At 70.8% G+C, this 18,020-nt stretch carries 15 protein-coding genes; 8 read left to right on the top strand and 7 right to left on the bottom strand.

Features of this window, described 5'->3' with window-relative positions; translation table 11 throughout:
* The first annotated feature begins 4 nt into the window (after positions 1–4).
* Complete coding sequence (locus AB0F98_RS01400) at positions 5–1,207, top strand: cytochrome P450 (RefSeq protein WP_357726893.1); 1,203 nt, start codon at positions 5–7, stop codon at positions 1,205–1,207.
* Here AB0F98_RS01400 and AB0F98_RS01395 read toward each other — a convergent pair.
* Positions 1,194–1,982 (bottom strand): hypothetical protein, encoded by a 789-nt coding sequence (locus AB0F98_RS01395; protein ID WP_357726890.1) that lies wholly within the window; start codon positions 1,980–1,982, stop codon positions 1,194–1,196. The two genes, AB0F98_RS01400 and AB0F98_RS01395, sit on opposite strands and share 14 nt — an antisense overlap.
* A 122-nt stretch (positions 1,983–2,104) precedes the next feature.
* On the opposite strand from AB0F98_RS01395, the gene AB0F98_RS01390 reads away from it, so the two are divergent.
* Positions 2,105–2,701, top strand: coding sequence for a GNAT family N-acetyltransferase (locus AB0F98_RS01390; RefSeq protein WP_357726887.1), 597 nt, complete (start codon positions 2,105–2,107; stop codon positions 2,699–2,701).
* Here AB0F98_RS01390 and AB0F98_RS01385 read toward each other — a convergent pair whose 3' ends face one another.
* Entirely contained in the window at positions 2,702–3,190 is a 489-nt protein-coding gene (locus tag AB0F98_RS01385; RefSeq protein WP_357726884.1) for a MarR family transcriptional regulator, read from the bottom strand. It lies immediately after the preceding gene.
* A 114-nt stretch (positions 3,191–3,304) separates the two neighbouring features.
* On the opposite strand from AB0F98_RS01385, the gene AB0F98_RS01380 reads away from it, so the two are divergent.
* From AB0F98_RS01380 to AB0F98_RS01370, 3 genes are read left to right on the top strand one after another with little or no spacing between them, the layout of a single operon-like run.
* Positions 3,305–4,354 (top strand): LLM class flavin-dependent oxidoreductase, encoded by a 1,050-nt coding sequence (locus AB0F98_RS01380; RefSeq protein ID WP_357726881.1) that lies wholly within the window; start codon positions 3,305–3,307, stop codon positions 4,352–4,354.
* Positions 4,347–5,378, top strand: coding sequence for an LLM class flavin-dependent oxidoreductase (locus tag AB0F98_RS01375; RefSeq protein ID WP_357726878.1), 1,032 nt, complete (start codon positions 4,347–4,349; stop codon positions 5,376–5,378). Before AB0F98_RS01380 ends, AB0F98_RS01375 begins: the two co-directional genes overlap by 8 nt.
* 41 nt (positions 5,379–5,419) lie before the next feature.
* The gene (locus tag AB0F98_RS01370) at positions 5,420–6,133 is read left to right on the top strand and encodes an NAD(P)-binding domain-containing protein (protein WP_357726875.1); all 714 of its coding nucleotides are present in this window, start codon (positions 5,420–5,422) and stop codon (positions 6,131–6,133) included.
* Positions 6,134–6,212: 79 nt separating this feature from the next.
* On the opposite strand, the gene AB0F98_RS01365 is transcribed toward AB0F98_RS01370, so the two are convergent.
* Entirely contained in the window at positions 6,213–8,063 is a 1,851-nt protein-coding gene (locus AB0F98_RS01365; protein ID WP_357726872.1) for a CocE/NonD family hydrolase, read from the bottom strand.
* A 234-nt stretch (positions 8,064–8,297) separates the two neighbouring features.
* Between AB0F98_RS01365 and AB0F98_RS01360 the strand changes: the two genes are divergently transcribed.
* Positions 8,298–9,251 carry an acetamidase/formamidase family protein gene (locus tag AB0F98_RS01360; protein WP_357726869.1) on the top strand — a complete coding sequence of 318 codons (954 nt, stop codon included), beginning with the start codon at positions 8,298–8,300 and terminating at the stop codon, positions 9,249–9,251.
* A gap of 81 nt (positions 9,252–9,332) precedes the next feature.
* Here the strand turns inward: AB0F98_RS01360 and AB0F98_RS01355 are convergent, their stop codons facing one another.
* Complete coding sequence (locus AB0F98_RS01355; protein WP_357726866.1) at positions 9,333–11,627, bottom strand: low temperature requirement protein A; 2,295 nt, start codon at positions 11,625–11,627, stop codon at positions 9,333–9,335.
* 148 nt (positions 11,628–11,775) lie between these two features.
* Between AB0F98_RS01355 and AB0F98_RS01350 the strand changes: the two genes are divergently transcribed.
* Together AB0F98_RS01350 and pdxY are read left to right on the top strand one after the other, a co-directional pair.
* Positions 11,776–12,639, top strand: coding sequence for an ATP-grasp domain-containing protein (locus tag AB0F98_RS01350; RefSeq protein WP_357726863.1), 864 nt, complete (start codon positions 11,776–11,778; stop codon positions 12,637–12,639).
* Between the two features lie 76 nt (positions 12,640–12,715).
* Positions 12,716–13,567 (top strand): pyridoxal kinase PdxY, encoded by an 852-nt coding sequence (pdxY, locus tag AB0F98_RS01345; protein WP_357726860.1) that lies wholly within the window; start codon positions 12,716–12,718, stop codon positions 13,565–13,567.
* Between the two features lie 87 nt (positions 13,568–13,654).
* On the opposite strand, the gene AB0F98_RS01340 is transcribed toward pdxY, so the two are convergent.
* The 3 genes from AB0F98_RS01340 to AB0F98_RS01330 form a co-directional block, all read right to left on the bottom strand.
* On the bottom strand, positions 13,655–14,944 hold the full coding sequence (locus tag AB0F98_RS01340) for a MalY/PatB family protein (protein WP_357726857.1): 1,290 nt from the start codon (positions 14,942–14,944) through the stop codon (positions 13,655–13,657).
* A gap of 46 nt (positions 14,945–14,990) precedes the next feature.
* Positions 14,991–16,046 carry a methyltransferase gene (locus AB0F98_RS01335; protein ID WP_357726854.1) on the bottom strand — a complete coding sequence of 352 codons (1,056 nt, stop codon included), beginning with the start codon at positions 16,044–16,046 and terminating at the stop codon, positions 14,991–14,993.
* Between the two features lie 170 nt (positions 16,047–16,216).
* The gene (locus tag AB0F98_RS01330) at positions 16,217–17,932 is read right to left on the bottom strand and encodes a thiamine pyrophosphate-binding protein (RefSeq protein WP_357726851.1); all 1,716 of its coding nucleotides are present in this window, start codon (positions 17,930–17,932) and stop codon (positions 16,217–16,219) included.
* Positions 17,933–18,020: the final 88 nt, after the last annotated feature.

The following is an 18,020-nucleotide window of genomic DNA, read 5'->3' as shown; positions in this document are numbered from 1 at the left end:
GGGGATGGACCATCAGACCGCGCTGGCGTCGCTGTTCCTGCCGGAGGGCCGCGTCGACCCGTACCCGGCCTACGACGTGATCCGGGCTCACTCGCCGATCTTCCAGGCGCCCGACGGACGCTGGTTCGTCACCACCCACGCGCTCACGAACCGGCTGCTGCGCGAGCCGACCCTGCGCATCGCCGATGCCACCGACTACGACCGCTTCTGGCCGGACTGGCGGCGTAACCGCGGCGTCGCCTCGATCGTGCTGTCCATGCTGCAGACCAACCCGCCGGACCACGGCCGGGTACGCCGTGCCGCCTCGGCCACCTTCACGGCCCGCCGGGTCGCCGAGATGCGCGACGTCATCGCGGGTCAGGCCGAGGACCTGATCAAGTCGATGCCGGCCAGCGCGGACTTCATGAGCGCCTTCGCGTTCCCGCTGCCGATCGGGGTGATCTGCGCGCTGCTCGGCGTCCCGGAGGCGGACCGCTCGTGGTTCCGGCAGCGGGCCGCGGACCTGACCGTGGTGCTGGAGCCGATCAGCACGGAGGAGGAGATGCGGCTCGCCGACGTGGCGGGCCGGGAACTCGAGGCCTACTTCGTCGACCTGATCGAGGAGCGCCGCCGGGCCCCACAGGAGGACCTGACGAGCGCGCTCGTCGCCGTGCACGACGAGACCGGCGGTACCGGCTTGACCGGCGAGGAGTTGCTCGCCAACCTGGTACTGCTGCTCGTCGCCGGCTTCGAGACCACCACGAACCTGCTCGGCACCGGCATCCAGCTGCTGCTGGAGCGTCCCGAGCAGGCGGACCGGTTGCGGGCCGACCCGCACCTCGCGCCGGCGTTCGTCGAAGAGATCCTGCGGTACGACTCCCCGGTGCAGCTCACCGGCCGGCTCACGACCGTTCCACTGGATCTCGGCGACGGGTTGAGCCTCCCGGGCGGAGCAGACGTGACCATGCTGCTCGGCGCCGCCAATCGGGACCCGGCCCGCTACCCGGACCCGCACCGGTTCGACCCGGACCGTCCGAACATCCAGCCGGTCTCGTTCGGTGGCGGGGCACACTACTGCCTCGGGGCGCCGCTGGCCCGGCTGGAGGCCCAGGTCGCGTTCCCGCTGCTGCTGGCGATGCTGCCCCGGCTGAGCCTGGCCGGTCCGGCCGAGCGCCGCGACCGCCTGGTGCTGCGCGGCTACGCCACGCTCCCGGTCACCACTGGCTGACACCGAGGTCGGTGCAGTACGCGATCGTCGCGTCGTCCGCCGTCACCTCGTGACGCGCCTCCGCCTGCCGGACCCGACGGATGATCTCGGCGGGGCCGCTGGACGCCAGTACGGCCAGGACCTCCGGCCAGTCGGCGAGGGCGAACCGGTCGACGATGCGGCTGGCTCCGTTGCTGAGCAGTACGGCACCGGTCAGCTCGGCGGCCGGGCAACCGCCGGTGATCGCCTCCTCGGCCGCGCGTGGGTCGTCCTTGGCGACCCAGAAGCCGCCCGGCTGGTTCCGGTTGGCGCGCAGTTCCCGTAGGAGCCGGTGGTACTCGTCGCTGCCCTCGACGCTGGCCTCGATCGCGGACCGGTAGGACCGGCTGACGACCACTTCGCGGGGATCGGAGACGACGAGCGGCGCGTCGTCCACCCGGTCGAGGACGAGGACCGAGTCGCCGAGCACCAGGTGCTCGACGTGGCCGCCGGACACGCGCAGGATGGCCACGGCGGCCGAGGGACTGATGGGGTTGGCGACGTCGCAGGTGTCCCGGTGCGCGTCCGTCACCTGCTCGATGGCCTCGGCGAGCAGCGCCGGGAGGCTGCGGTCCCGCACGAGTGACACGACGCCGAGGATGATGCCACCCAGACTGGTGGCGTACCAGGCCACGCCGTGCCGACAGATCGATTCGGTGCCGGGAATGCCGGCGCCGTCGATCAGCACCACGGCCGTCGGTACCGCGCCGGTGAAGTCCTCGTTGACCCGGCCGGTCCGCGCCACAGCGGTCGTCATCGTCACGCGCATGTCCGGTCGCCGCCTCTCGCCGATCGGGGCGCGGGCGTGCAGCCGCCGCGCGCTCGGAGCGTACGCATGAGAACTTGACACGCGTGCCGGTCGCCGGGAGAGGATGGGCGATGACGTCCGCCCTCTCGACGCCGCCCACCATCCCAGCCGGCACGCTGGCCGCCGGCCCGCAACCCGTCCTCGCGGCCCCCGCCGATCTGCTGCTGCGGCCCTGGGAAGCGGCCGACGTCCCGGTCTTCCTCGCCGCTTACCGTGACCCCGAGATCCAGCGATGGCACACCCGCCGGCCGGCGTCGGAGGAACAGGTCCGGGAGTGGTTCGACCGGTATCGCCGAGACTGGGCGCAGGAGAGGGGCGCACATTGGGCCGTGACCCGCGGTGGTGACGAGGTGCTGGGGCGCATCGCGATGCGTGGGATCGACCTCGACGACGGTGTCGCCGAGTGCGCGTACTGGGTGCTCCCGGCCGCCCGTGGTGCGGGCGTGGCGTCCGGCGCGCTCACGGCCCTGAGCGTCTGGGCCCTCGGCGAGGCCGGCTTCCATCGCCTGGCGTTGGATCACTCGACCCGCAACCTGGCCTCCTGCCGGGTGGCCGTCAAGTCCGGCTTTCTGCTGGAGGGCACCAAGCGGAGCGACGCCGTCCACTCCGACGGTCGACACGACATGCACCTGCACGCCCGCATCCGGGCCGACGAGCAGATTGCGTGATCACTTCGCCTGCCGGGTGTCGAGGTGGGCGCGCAGCGCCGCAGCGATCTCGCCGGCGGCGAGGAGCTGATCCGGGGTGAGGGCGTCGACGAAGAGTTCGCGGATGGCGCGCAGATGCGGCACGGTGGATCCGCGGAACGCCTCGGCGCCCACCGCCGTGAGGTGGACCTCCGCTCCGCGCGGATCGGTGGCGCACTCCTGTCGGCGGATGAGGCCACGCCGCTCCATCCGCCCGAGGTGATGGGAGAGCCGACTGCGTTCCCAGCCGATGTGCGCCGCGAGTTCGGAGGAGCGCATCTGCTGTTCCGGGGCTTCGGTGAGGGCGAGCAGTACGGCGTAGTCGCCCGGCGACAGCGCGGACTCGCTCTGGAGGCGTGACGCGATTCGGGACCGGAGCACGTCCGTCGTCTCGATGAAGTCGCGCCAGATCCGGAGCTCCTCCGCGGTGGGCAGTTGGCGTCCGCGCTGCCGCGGTGTGTCCTTCGTCATGTTCGCCTCCCGGGTTGACATGTCAATCCAAAGCTAACATGTTTGACATGTCAATCGTCGAGGGAGCTCGGCGGTAGGGGGTACCCCGACTGGTGCGAGCGTGAGGAGGAGACGGTGACGACCGAAGGCTTCGAACTGGGGCTCGACTCGTTCGGAGAGGTGGCCACGGACGGCGGCCGGCTTCTCAGCGACGCCGAGACCGTGCGGCTGCTCGTCGACGAGGCGCGGCTCGCGGAGTCGGTCAGGCTGGACGTGTTCAGCGTGGGTGAGCACTACCGGGAGGGTCACAACGACTCGGCGACCCCGGTGCTGCTCGCGGCGATCGCCACGGCGACCGAGCGGATCCGGCTCGGCACCTCGGTCACGGTGCTCAGCACGAACGATCCGGTACGGCTCTACCACGAGTTCTCGACCCTCGACGCCGTGTCGAACGGCCGCGCTCAGATCGTCCTCGGACGTGCGTCGGCGACCGAGTCGTTCCCGTTGTTCGGTTACGACCTCGCGGACTACGAGCGGCTGTTCGAGGAGAAGCTCGACCTCTTCGTACGGCTTCAGCAGGACGAACCCGTCACCTGGTCCGGGACCGTCCGAAGCCCGCTGGTCAGGCAGCGACTGCATCCGCGGATGCGCCCGGGCGGGATCCCGACCTGGATCGGCGTCGGCGGGAGCCCGGACTCGGTGATCCGCGCCGCCCGCTACGGACTACCGCTCATGCTCGCGATCATCGGCGGGCGTCCGCAGCGGTTCGCCGGACACGTCGACCTCTACCACCGGGCGCTCGAACAGTTCGGGCATCCCGTGCAGCCGATCGGACAGCACTCGCTCGGCCTCGTCGCGGACACCGACGAGGAGGCCGTGGAGACCTGGTGGCAGTACTGGCAGCCGGTCGTGGCGGCGCTCGCCGAGGAACGTGGCTTCTACAAGCCGGACCGCAAGCGGTACCAGGCCGAGATCGACCAGGGGGCGCTGTTCGTCGGATCACCCGAGACGGTCGCACAGAAGATCGCCACCGTGGCCCGTGACCTGCGGCTGAGCCGCTTCGACCTGAAGTACGACATCATGCATCTGCCTCGCGAGGCACGCGCGCGCACCATCGAGCTGCTCGGCAGCGAGGTGGCGCCGCGGGTCCGCGAGCTGCTAGCGAAGGAGCCCACCAATGTCTGACCTCGAGTTCGGTCTCGACACCTTCGGCGACGTGCCGGAGGACGACGCCGGTAAGCCCGTCTCCCACGCCGTGGCGATCCGGCAGGTCGTCGAGGAAGCGGTGCTCGCGGACGGCCTCGGCGTCGACGTCATCGCCCTCGGCGAGCACCACCGGCCGGAGTACTCGATCTCGACGCCGGAGACCGTGCTGGCGGGGATCGCCACCCGTACCTCGCGCATCCGGCTCGCCTCCGGTGTGACCGTGCTGAGCTCGGACGACCCGGTCCGGGTGTTCCAGCGCTTCGCGACGGTGGACGCGCTCTCGAACGGCCGCGCCGAGGTGATCCTCGGACGCGGCTCGTTCACTGAGTCCTTCCCGCTGTTCGGCTACGACCTGCGCGACTACGACGTGCTCTTCGAGGAGAAGATCGAGCTCTTCGCGAAGCTGCTGGAGGAGAAGCCGGTCACCTGGAGCGGCAGCGTCCGTGCCCCGCTCGAGAACGCCGATGTCTTCCCGAAGACCGAATCGGGTCACCTCAACACCTGGGTGGGCGTCGGTGGTTCGCCGCAGTCGGTCGTGCGTACCGCCCATTACGGGCTCCCGCTGATGCTCGCCATCATCGGCGGCGATCCCGAGCGCTTCGCGCCCTACATCGACCTGTACCGGCGGGCGGCCGAGCAGTTCGGGACGACCGCGTACCCGGTCGGGATGCACTCGCCGGGCTTCATCGCGGACACCGACGAGCAGGCGAAGGAACTGTTCTGGCCGTACTACCGGGTCATGCGGGACCGGATCGGCAAGCTGCGCGGCTGGCCGCCCATCCGTCGCGAGGAGTTCGACTCCGAGGTGGCGCACGGATCCCTCTACATCGGCTCGCCGGAGACCGTGGCCCGCCGCATGGCGCACGCGATCCGCAGCGTCGGCGTCGGCCGGTTCGACCTCATCTACACGGCAGGCGCGCAGCCGGTGAGCGCCCGGATGCGCGCCGTGGAGCTGTACGGCAGCAAGGTCATTCCGATGGTTCGCGACATCCTGGCCGGCTGACCGGATCCACGGACATCAGAACAGCGTCGGGGAAGGAAGACATGAACGACAGCGCCCGGAACGCGCCACAGACCCTCGGCATCCTCGGCGCCGGCAAGGTGGGCACCGTGCTCGCCCGGCTCGCCGTCGCCGCCGGCTACCGGGTGCTCATCGCCGGTTCCGGTGACCCGGCGAGGATCGCCCTCACCATCGAGGTGCTCACACCCGGCGCCGTCGCCACCACCGCGGCCGACGCCGCCGGCGCCGACATCGTGATCCTCGCCCTTCCGCTGGGCAAGTACCGCAGCATTCCCGTGGAGGCGTTGCGCGGCAAGCTCGTCGTCGACGCGATGAACTACTGGTGGGAGATCGACGGCATCCGCGACGACCTCACCGACCCGCGCACCTCGTCGAGCGAGACCGTCCAGGCGTTCCTGCCCGATTCCCGCGTCGTCAAGGCGTTCAACCACATGGGATATCACGACCTCGAGGACGAGGCGCGGCCCACCGGGGCCGCCGGCCGCAAGGCCATCGCGATCGCCGGCGACGACTCCGCCGACCTCGCGGTCGTTGCATCCCTCGTCGACCGGCTCGGCTTCGATCCGGTCGTCGCCGGCCCACTGGCCGAGGGCGTACGGCTCGAACCGGGTAGCGAGCTGTTCGGCGCCGACGTGAGCGCCGACGAGGTGCGGGCCATGCTCGCCCGCTTTCCGGACTCGGAACGCGGCCGGGCCGTTGCCGCCGCGCGAGCCGGAAATTCGGAGGGGACTGCCTGACCAGACGAACGGGCCCCTCACCTGGAAGCTGCTGTGAGGGGCCCGCCCGCTGGTCCACACGATCGGCAATGCTTCCTGGTCAGAAGCCCAGGGCGGCCTTGCCGCCGACGACCGGAAGCGTGACGGTGCTGCCGTTCAGGTACACCGTGATCTCGCTGCCGATGGCGGCCGTGTCACGCGCCGGCCGGTTCGACGACGGGTTCGCGTCGTAGTTGCCGGTGATGACGAGCCCGATCCGGTGCCCGGCCGGGATCACGTGCTCGGACGGAAGGGTCTTCCACTTCACGTTGTACTGCGTGCCGGGCGTCAACGGCTGGCTCCGTCGCAGGTCCGGCGAGTTCTTGACGTCGATGTGGCCCCACGCCAGGACGCGCTCGGGGGTGATCTCCACATTCGTCTCCATCGGCTCGGCGCACCCGGTGCCGCCGGCCAGGTCCGCAGGCTCGCAGGACTCCTGGACCACCTCCAGCGGCTCCTTGCCCGCGACGGTGACGGTCGGTCCCGCGCCGTAGTCGACGAGCATGGCCGACAGCAGCGCGGTCTCGGCCGTCGTCGACATCCGGACCGCCAGTTCGGGCGTGCCGGAGAGGCGTACGTCGGACGCGAGCGGAGGGGTCACGTAGGCGAGCCGGCCCGGCTTGGCCTGCTCGGCGTTGCCGATCTTGATCGCCTGTGACTCACGCTGGTCGACGAAGCTCTGCGTGGGGTTGCCGCCCGGCGCCTGCGGTGACAGGGTGCCCGCCGCGCCGTCCGTGCTCGGGCCGAAGCGCAGGTCGACCTCCTTGGCGTCGGCGTCCGGCCAGGTCGAGTGGGTCTCCCAGCTGCCGTCGGGACGCTGGATGTCCGCCATCGGCTCGTCCATGACCCCGTTCGGGATGTCGTACAGCCAGTAGTCCATCCACCGGTGCATGACCGCCTGCCACTCCGGCAACCGGAAGCTGGTCGGGTTCACGTGCGCGCCGCGGTGCAGCCAGATCTTGCGGGGCATGTTGCGCTTCTCGATCTCACTCCACAGGTCGGCGAAGTGCATGGTCTTGACGTTGAAGTCGGTGAGACCGTGCACCATGAAGACGGACGTGCCGACCGTCTTGATCTTGTTGGCGTCCGGTAGGTAGCTCCGCTCCTGCCAGAACGGGGTGAAGTCGGAGTCGCTGGCCTCCTCGGCGTCGCCGATCCCCGTGATGACCGACTCGCAGGCCGGGGCCGACACCGAGCCGGGGAGTGTCCGGCCGACGGAGACGTAGTCGGCGAGGTACTCGGTGTACCGGAAGTCGACGTTCTCGCTCCAGGTCGACCAGGCGACCCCCTGGTCGTTCACGTACCGGTACCAGCTGGAGATCGCGGAGATGGGCACCACGGTCCGCAGGCCGGGTACGCCCTGGGTGGCGACCGCGTTGGGCAGGGTGCCGACGTACGAGACGCCCTGCATGCCCACGTTGCCGGTGCTCCAGTCGGCGACCGCCACGCTTCCGTCGTGGTGGAAGCCCGGGGCGCGCCCGTTGAGCCAGTCCACGACCGCCTTGATGCTGATCGTGTCCTCGGGCCCGCCGGTCGTGGGGCAGCCGAACGATCGGGACGTGCCCTGCATCTCCACCTGGACGACGGCGTAACCCCGGGGGACGAAGTACTCGTCCCACCAGCCGGGGAAGCCGCGGGTCTGATCCGGCAGTGGATCACCCGCGTCCCGGCCGTAGTACGGGCTGGCCTCCATGATGATCGGCACCCGCATGCCCGCCTCGGTCTCCGCCGGCCGGACCACGTCGACCTCGATCAGATCCCGGCGGCCGTCGGCGTCGCTGTCCATCGGCGCCTCGACGTAGACGACCTCCTGAACTGCCTCGTCGTACGAGAAGACCGGCTGGGTCACCCCGTTCTCGAGCACGATGCCGGGCGCTTCCACCTCGGCGCTCGCCACTGCGGGCGCACTCACGATCGCCATTCCGACGATCGCTCCGACGGCTGTCAATCGCCGCGCAAATCCCATGCCCCTACCTCCGTCAGCTCCAGAGACACATGGCTGATGAATGGTCATCGATATGTAGCGGTCGGGTCAATGACCATCCGTAGCGGTTGGGCTCTGCTCGGTTACGACATATGTCGTGCCGCACCGGCCGGCGGGGCGGGGAGCTACCCCGTTCCCCGGGCCGGCAACTAGCCTGCCCAGATGCGACACATCCTCGCGCCAGGCGACGAGACGCTGCACGGACACTTCTCCGCCGACTTCCCACCGGTGCTCACCATCGACGCGGGCGACACCGTCACCTACCGCACGCTGGACTGCTGGTGGTCGGCCGGCCCCTACGAGGGAGGGTGGAACAGGGACCGCGCCCGGGCCCCGCAGTACCAGCCGGACCACGGACACGCGCTCATCGGTCCGGTCGCGGTCCGCGGTGCCCGCGCCGGCCAGACCCTCGAGGTACGCATCGACGCGGTCGTCCCGGCGACCTGGGGAACCACAGTGGCCGGCGGCTGGCCGAGCGGATTCAACGAGCGGTACGGCGTCGAGGACGAGGGCGTGGTGCACTCCTGGGAACTCGATCCGGTGGCGATGGTCGGCCGTAACCAGCACGGCCACACGGTGGCGTTGCGTCCCTTCATGGGAGTGCTCGGCATGCCACCGGCGGAGCCGGGTCTGCACTCGACGGTCCCGCCCCGTCAGTGGGGCGGCAACCTGGACTGCAAGGAGCTGACCGCCGGCAGCACCCTGTTGCTGCCGATTCCGGTCGACGGAGCGTTGTTCTCGGTGGGAGACGGACACGCCGCGCAGGGGGACGGGGAGGTCGGCGGCACCGCGATCGAGTGCCCGATGGACGAGGTGAGCCTGACCGTCGACGTACGCGACGACTTCCCGATCACCGGCCCGGTGGCCCGTACCGCGGACGCCTGGCTGACCCTCGGCGTCGGCGCGACCCTCGACGACGCCACCTTCATGGCGCTGGACTCGATGCTGACCCTCATGCAGCGGCAGTACGGGATCAGCCGCCCCGACGCGGTGGCGCTGGCCAGCGTCGCGGTCGACGTACGGGTGACGCAGATCGTCAACCAGACCGTCGGCGCGCACGCGGTGCTCCGCGACGGCGCGGTGCGCTCGATCTCGACGCAGCGCGCCGCGGGCTGACAGCGGTGCCGGCTCAGGGCCGGCCGCGCCGTCGGGCGCGGCCGGAGCGATCTGCGAACGGTACGACGTCTGGATCGCGGGTCAGGAGAACCTGGCCCGCGCGTACAGGAGGGTGAGCCCGAACCCGACGATCGCGACGGCGATCGCCACCACGAGGGGCGGCGCCATCAGCAACCCGGGTGTGATGGCGGCGAGCAGGAGCAACGCCAGGGAGCCGCGCCACGGACGGCTCACCCCGTACATCACGAGGCCGAAGAGGGTCCGCCCGACGATGTGCAGGGCTACCCCACCCACGATGAGCAGCGACCACGCCGCGTTCACCTGGCCGAGCGGGCTGCGGATGTAAATCACGGCGCTGGCCGCCACGACGACCGTTCCCGCGACCATGATCCCGTGGCAGTACGCGGCCGCGACCGCGACCCTCGGTGCGGTCGAGTCGACCACCGCCCCGAGGTCCCGCGCGGTCGGTAGGAAGTAGCTCCACAGCATGAGCGCCGCATTGGTGAAGGCGAGGACGAAGGCCAACGTGCGGAAGTCCTCGAAGCCCGAGTTGCTGTAGGCCCGGCCGCTCAGCAGGACCACCGCGCCCAGGGCGATGACGTAGACCTGACGGTACCGCTCCGCTATGTGGTCGCCGATGACCTTCAGGTGCGACTGCGGCGCGGTGAGCTTCGGTACCGGCCAGCCGAACCAGGCGCTCACACCGTCGACGACGATCGCCGCCGCCCAGAGGAAGAGCCGATCCGAGGCGGGCAGGAAGGCGCCCACCAGCCACGGGACGGCCGAGATCCCGAACCAGATGAGGACCCGCGCCGAGCGGGCCTGCAGCGGAGAGCCCCGCAGGGCCGGAACGAGCACGATCCCCCGGACGATGTGGATCCCGGCGTACGCGCCGGCGAAGAGCAGGCCGTTCTCGCCGAAGGCGGTCGGCACCGCGGCCGCCATCAGCAGCCCGGCGAACATGACGACGATGATGAGCCGTTGCAGTCTCGGATCGTCCGGGTTGAACCAGTCCGTCGACCATGCCGTCGCGACCCAGATCCAGTAGATCGCGGCCAGCAGGACCATCGACTCCGCGATGTTGCCCACGCTGACGTCGGCCAGTATCCGCTGCGACACCTGGGTGAGGGCGAAGATCATGGCGAGATCGAAGAAGAGCTCGTACGCGGAGAGCTGCCGAGCGTTCTCCCGTTTCCGCAGCAGCAGTTCCAGCGGAGAGTCCGCGCGGACCGGGTCGGCGCCGATCCGTCCGTAGCTGAACACGATGCCGAGCAGCACCAGGCAGACGGCGCCGGCCACGGCGAGCGGCGGTAGGCGCAGCATGCCCGGGGACATGGCCACGATGGCCAGCATCCCGGCCGGGGCCCGCCAGGGGCGCCGCTGGAACACGGACCGGGCGTACAGGGTGCGTCCGGCCAGATAGAGGAAGGGGCCGGCCAGGATGGCGGCCGACCACTGGGCGCGGGCCTCGCCGAGCGGTTGGGAGATCAGTACCTCGGTACTCATGGCCGTGACGACGATCCCGAGGATCATGAGCAGGTGGGTGTACGAGGCGCGGACGGCCACCACGGACGGCCGCCGGTCGAGGGCCTCGCTGAGCGGGAGTCCACGCGGCAGGAAGAAGGACCGGGCGGTCAGTCCGGCGATCGCGAACGCGATGGCGAAGGCGCCGATCCGGACGCCGTCGAGTCCGCTTCGGCTGAGCGCCACGCCGCTGGTCAGGACCACCTCCCCGACCGCGATGATGAAGACCTGCCGGTGGCGCTCCGCGATGTGGTCGCCCCGTATCCGCAGGTGTTCCTCCGGCACCGGCGGCATGCCGGGCACCCGCCAGCCGAGCCCGACGCCCAGGTAGTCCAGGAAGATCGCCATCGACCAGAGCGCCAGCTGCGGCGCCGTCGGCAGGAACGCTCCCGTGATCCAGAGGATCGCGGTCGAGCCGAACCAGATCGCGGCTCGTAGTGATCGCGTCGCGACCGGGTGGCCATGCATCGCCGAGATGATCGACAGGTGCCGTACGAGGTGCGCCGCGACGTTCGCCCCGGCGAAGACGAGGCTGTGCCGGCCGAAGGCCTCGGGTACCGACGCGGCGGCCACCAGACCCGCGAACATCATCCCGATGACGATGCCCTGGGTGAAACGCTGCTCCGGGTCGAGCCAGTCGGTGGTACGGGCTGCACCTACCCAGATCCACCAGACCGCCGCCAGGAGGACCACTGTCTGTAGCGAGTTCTCCCAGCCGAAGTCGCGCAGGAAACGACGCGACAACTGCATGAGCGCGAAGATGATGGCGAGGTCGAAGAAGAGTTCGACGAAGGTGATCTCTCGGGGCTGACGTGGATCCCGTATGAGCCGTTCCCACCTGGTCCGCGCCACAGCTCGCCCGCCTCGCCGATTGTGCAACGAACTATTCGTACCATGGTGGGTGAATCGGACAGGCTGTTATGAGATCGGCCGGAGGCGCCGCTCGTCGTGCTGGATATCCGATGGAGGTGGTGCGGTCGGGCCGGGCAGGATCCGGAGCGTGTTGCTACTCGTTCCTTCGGATCCGCTGCGGCCACGCCGTCCCGATGAGCATTTCGCCGCGGAGGCGCGGACGGCCCGGGAAGCCGGTCTGACCGTCGCCGTGGTTGATCATGACGTGTTGGCTCGGGGCGAGGAACCGGAGCGAGCAGTGCCGTCCCTGCCCGTCGGGGAGACCGCCGTCTACCGGGGCTGGATGCTCCCCAGCCATCGATACGGCGCTCTCGTACAGCTTGCCGCCGCGCGTGGCGTGACGATGCGTACGAGTGCGGAGCAGTACCGGCGGGCACACGAGTTGCCCGGCTGGTATCCGGCGCTGGCACCGGTGACACCGCGCTCGGTGTGGACGACCGGTCCGGGCCGTGCCGACTTCGATCGCGCGCGGCTCGAGCTCGGCGCCGGCCCCGCAGTCCTGCGTGACTACGTGAAGTCGGCGAAGCACCACTGGGACGAGGCGGCGTTCATCCCGGACGTCGCGGACGCCGACGGCGCGTGGCGGGTGGCTTCCCGGATGAGGCAGCTGCGGGACGACGACTTCGTCGGCGGGTTCGTGCTGCGGGAGTTCGAGTCGTTCACCTCGGCGGAGGTGCGGACCTGGTGGGTGGAGGGCAGGTGCGTCCTGGTGGGACCGCACCCGGACACGCCGGAGGCGCGACCGCCGGGCCGCCTCGACCTGGGCTGGCTCGCCCCGCTCGTCCGTGCGGTGGCCCTGCCGTTCGTCACCGTGGATCTCGCGCTGCGCGCCGACGGTGTGTGGCGGGTCGTGGAACTCGGTGACGGGCAGGTCAGCGACCGGCCGGCCAGCGTTGCGCCGGCGGAGATCATCGCGGTCCTGGCCGGGGGAGAATCGGCCGTCCGCGCTTGAGCCGCCGGAAGTGCGTCACCCGACAAATGCGGTGGGCAGTGCGTGTGACGCCGCCGGGAACCGCCATGATGGGCCGGTGAAAATCTTGTCCATCCAGTCTTCGGTCGCGTACGGCTACGTCGGCAACTCGGCGGCCGTCTTCCCTCTGCAGCGGCTCGGGCACGAGGTCTGGCCGGTGCTGACCGTTCACTTCTCCAACCACACGGGGTACGGCGCGTGGCGTGGGCCGCTGCTGGCGCCCGCCGACGTGGCCGAGGTGATCGCCGGCATCGAGGACCGCGGGGTGCTCGGAAGCGCCGACGCGGTGCTGTCGGGCTACCAGGGCGACCCGGCGATGGGTGCGGTGATCCTCGAAACGGTGGACAAGGTCAAGGCGATCAACCCGAACGCGGTGTACTGCTGCGATCCGGTGATGGGCGATACCGGCCGCGGAATGTTCGTCCGACCCGGTATCCCGGAGTACATGCGCGACGTCGTCGTCCCGCGCGCGGACATCATCACCCCGAACCATTTCGAGCTGGACTTCCTCGCCGGCCGGACGACGAACTCGTTGCCGCAGGTGCTGGACGCCGTCGACACGGTGCGCGCCACCGGGCCGCGACACGTCCTGGTCACCAGCGTGCTGCACGGCGACGTGCCCGAGGGGTCGCTGGAGGTGGTGGCGGTCTCGGACGAGGGCGCGTGGGCCGTCACCACACCGCTGCTGCCGATCAACCCGAACGGCGGTGGCGACATCACCGCCGCGCTGTACCTGGCACACCTGTCGACGACGCGCTCGCCCGCGACGGCACTGGAGCGCACCATCGCCTCCGTCTTCGCCGTACTCGAGGCGACCCTCGCGGCGGGCACCCGGGAGCTCCAGCTGATCGCGGCCCAGGACGCCATCGCCGAGCCACCGGCGAGATTCACCGCCCGGCGGCTGCGCTGACCCGGCGGCCTGCGGGCGTCACGTCCCGTCCGTAGCGCGGCCGAGCACCATGACGGGGATGGTTGGTTACCGGGCCGGCGCGGCCGGTCACGACGCCTCGGCTGTCATCACGGGGCGGGCCGGCGGCGTCTGAGGCTCAGCCTGCGCGATGCCCTCGACTGCCTCGCCCATGCGGGTGACGGCGTCGGTGAGGATCGCGGGCGAGGTGGCGAAGTTGAGTCGTACGAAGCCCGCGCCGCCGGTGCCGAAGACGTGCCCGGAGCTGAGGGCGACCCGCGCTCGGTCCAGGAACATCCGCGCGGGCCCGGCGAGGTCGCTGGCCACGCCGGGCTCCCCGGTCGGCCGCGGCGTGGCGATGCCCAGCCGGGTGCAGTCCAGCCAGGCGAGGTAGGTGCCCTCGGGGCGGTGATACGTGACGGCGGGGAGGTGCTCCGCGAGCAGCGTCGCCAGCAGCGTGCGGTTGCTGTCGAGACCGTCGAGGAGCAGGTCCAGCCATTGGCCGCCGGCGCGGAACGCGGCGGTGTGCGCGAGGGCGCCCAGGTGGCTGGGGCCGTGGCTGACCTCTTCCGGCATGCGGTCGAGGTCGGCGACGGCTCGTGGCCCGGCGATCGCGAGCGCCGCCTTGAGGCCGGCGAGATTCCACGCCTTCGAGGCGGAGGTGAGGGCGAAGGCGTCCTCGGCGCCGGCCACCGTGAGGTACGGGGTGAAGTGCGCCCCGGCAAGCACGAGTGGGGCGTGGATCTCGTCGGAGATCACCCGTAGGCCGTGCCGGTCGGCCAGGTCGGCGACGGCCTCGAGTTCGTCCCGGCGGTGCACGACTCCGGTCGGGTTGTGCGGGTTGCACAACAGGAACGCCGGCCGGCGGCCGCAGGCCCGGGCCCGGCCGAACGCCTCGTCGAGCGCGGCATGGTCCAGCCGCAGGTCCGGCCCGAGCGGAGCCTCGATCACCTGCCGGCCGGCATGTGTGACGAAGGCGTAGAAGGGCGGGTACACGGGTGAGCAGACCACCACGGCGTCGCCGGGGTCGGTCACGAGCCGGAGCACCTCGACGATGCCCATCATCACGTCGGGCACGACGGTGGTGTGGTCGACGCGGAAGTCGTGCCAGCCCCAGCGGTGGGCCGCGAAGTCGCCGAGCGCCTCGGCGTACGCCGTGCCGTGCGAATAGCCGGTGTCGCCGAGGTCGATCGCGCGGCGGAGTGCGTCGGCGACCGGGGGAGCGAGGGGCGTGTCCTGCTCCGCGACCCAGAGCGGCAGCACGTCGGGCGGGTGCATCCGCCACTTCACGCTGGTGCGCCGGCGGAGCTCGTCCAGCGTGAGCATGGTCAGCGGATTCCGGGCGGCCGAGCCGCCGGTGTCGAAGGCCGCGCTTGCCATGCCGTCCACCTTAGGCGTACGTCGACGTTCCCGATTGTGGGTCCACTCAGGCCGGTGCGGCGACGATCAGCCCGGCCGGCGCGGCCATCGGCCGGTGCTCCACGAGCCGCCAACCGGTCGCGTCGAGCCACTGCTGCGCATCACTCGCCTCGTAGGTGTCGCCGCCGCTGATGATGAGGAACTCACCCCCGCCGAGGCGGGTCGCGGGGTGGGGGGCCGCGGCGTCGCGCCACCAGTCGACCAGCAGCAGCCGGCCGTCCGGCGTCACGGCGGCGCGCAGCCGGGCCAGTAGTTCGAGGTTGCGCTCCGGAGAGAACAGGTGCAGGAAGTTGGCCACGATCACCACGTCGTGCCCGTCCGGCAGCGGATCGACGAACGCGTCCGCGCTCACCAGGTCGAGCCGGTCGGCGAAGGCGTCACCGGCGATCTTCTTCCGGGCCACCGCCACCACCTCGGGCAGGTCGAGCAGGGTCGCGGTGAGGTGTGGGTAGGCCCCGAGGAGCGGCTTGGCGAAGGTGCCGATGCCGCCACCCACGTCGAGCACCCGGCGGTGGGGGCTGAAATCGAAGGTCTTGGCGAGGTCGACGGCCGTCTCCGCGGTCACCAGCGCCACCGACGCCTCGTACGCCTGGACCTGCTCCTCGGTGAGGTCGCCGCGGACGCCCTGCCTGGTGCGGAACGCGGTGGACGCTCGGGACCAGGCCGAATAGCTGACCAGGTCCCAGTAGGTCAGCATGGGACGCATGTCGAGCGGGCCGCGCTCGGCGAGAAACGCCTCGGTGTCGGGGGCGTTGCGGTAACGCTCACCGTCGTGTTCGAGCAGACCGGTGGGGACCAGCAGGTCGGCGAGCGCGCGGGCGCTGCGCACCGGGATCCGGCAGCGTTCGGCGATGGCCGGCGCGGTCGCTCCCTCGGCGGGAATGGCGGCGAAGAGGCCGACCTCGGCGGCGACGAAGAGCGCCTTGGCGGTCATGAAACCGGCTGCCACGCCGGTGATCCGCGCGGGGCTCAGCGGTGCTGCCGGGTCGGCGGCGGCCGGGACGTCCGGGCCGGGCCCGTCGGATGGCGGTATGAACACACGCTGGATCTGCTGCTCGGCCACGCGTCCCCCGAAGATGGTCGATCATCGATGCATGTCGCCTCATGCTACGGCGAGGCGGCAGGCGTGACCACCCCCTCGGGAGGCGCGCGCTCGGTCGATGCGATGGCCGGGATTGCTCGGGCCGGGCGAAGCGGTCGGGTCGGCAGCCGCCGACCCGACCGGGCCCGGGTTCAGCTCGCCGTCTGGCCGGGCAGGCCACCCCACGGCAACCGGGGCGGGTTCATGGACAACCGCACCTGATAGTCGAGGGCGCTCGTCTCCCTGCCCCAACGGGGCATGCCGGCCGGCAGATCCGAAGGGTCGAGCTGCACCTCGATGATGGTCAACCGGTCGGGTGTGCCGGACAGGCCGGCGAAGACCCGGGCAAGCTCGCCTTCGGTGGCGACCACGTGCGAGTTGATCGGCGCGTTCCGCGCGAACACCGACGGCAGTTCGGCGTAGCGCCAGTTGTCGATGTCGTTGTACGGCTGGTGCGGGCCGTCGACCGCCCGCTCCACGGTGTACCCGCCGTTGTTCAGCACCAGAATGATCGGGCGCTGTCCGGTGGCGAGCATCCGGCTGATCTCCTGGGCGGTCAGCTGGAGTGAGCCGTCGCCGGTGATGAGGACGACGCGGCGGTCGGGTCGTGCCATCCCCGCGCCGAACGCGGCCGGCGTCGCGTACCCGATCGCGCCCCAGAGCGGCGCCAGCAGGACGTCCGTGCCGGGCGGTAGGTGGAAGTTCGCCACGCCGAACGACGGAGTGCCCGTCTCCGGCACGAGCACGTCACCGGGACGCAGCATGGCCGCGACCGCGGACCAGAGCAGCGCCTGCCGGAGCGGCTCGGTGCTGGTCGGGTCGATCGGGTTGTGGTTCGGTTCGATCGTCACCTCCCAGTCGGCCTCGCGTACCGGCGCGACCTCGTACAGCGCGCGAAGTGCCGCGGCCGGGGTCACGGACGGGAAGACGGCTTGCCCGACGGTGCTGACGGCGGTGTCGAGCGCGATGATGCGCGACAGGTCCAGGTCGGCGGTGAACAGCCCGTCCCAGTCGAAGAACTTGGTTCCGACGCAGACGAGGGCGTCGGCCCCCTCGATCGCCGCACGGGCCGGTTCCAGGCTGTCCCCGCCGTTGTAGATGCCGACGTAGTGCGGGCTCGACTCGTCGATGAACCCGCGCCCCATGCTCTGCGTCGCGACCGGCCAGTTCCGGTCGGTCAGCAACGAGTCGACCGACTCCCGCAGGTCGTAGCGGATCGCCAGGTTGCCCACCAGCAGCGCCGGGCGGGCGGCGCCGGCGAGCAACTGCCGGGCGGCACCGACGAACGCGTCGAGCTGTTCCGGGTCGACTGCCGGCTCAGGTGGGGTGAGGGGCGACGAGGGCGGCGCCGCCGGCTGCCGGGCGACGTCGCCCGGCAGCCGGATGTAGACCGGTCGCCGGGCCAGCCAACCTTCACGCAACACCCGGTCGATCTCGCTGCTGGCGTTGTCGGCGGTCAGGCTGGTCTGGGCCACCGTCACCTCACGGCCGATCCGGACCCAACGGTCGTAATCGCCGTCACCGAGCGAATGGTGCATGGCCGCGTGCCGCTCCATGATCCGGACCGGTGGCCCGCCCACGATCGAGACGATCGGCACGGACTCCGCCATCGCCCCGGCGAGGCCGCACACCGCGGAGAGCTCACCCGGGCCGAAGGTGGTGACGATCGCCGCGATGCCGGCCAGTCGGGCGTAGCCGTCGGCGGTGTAGGAGGCGTTCAGCTCGTTGCAACTGCCCACCCACTCGATCCCCGGAAACGCCTCGATCTGGTCGAGGAACTCCATATTGTAGTCGCCGGGCAGGCCGAAGATGTGCCGTACGCCGAGTTCGTGGAGCCGGCTCAGCAGCAGTTCACCGACGGTGATCATGATCTGACGCTTCCGCGCACCGTGTCGCTCCCGTCAGGTGCCATTGCTGCTCGACCCACACGGTCGGCCACCGCGGGCCGGCAGCCCT

Source organism: Micromonospora sp. NPDC023737 (genome assembly GCF_040639715.1).
In the GTDB taxonomy this organism is placed as follows: Bacteria; Actinomycetota; Actinomycetes; order Mycobacteriales; family Micromonosporaceae; genus Micromonospora.
Note: the sequence above shows the minus strand (reverse complement) of the source record. Positions and strands in the feature narration are given on the sequence as shown.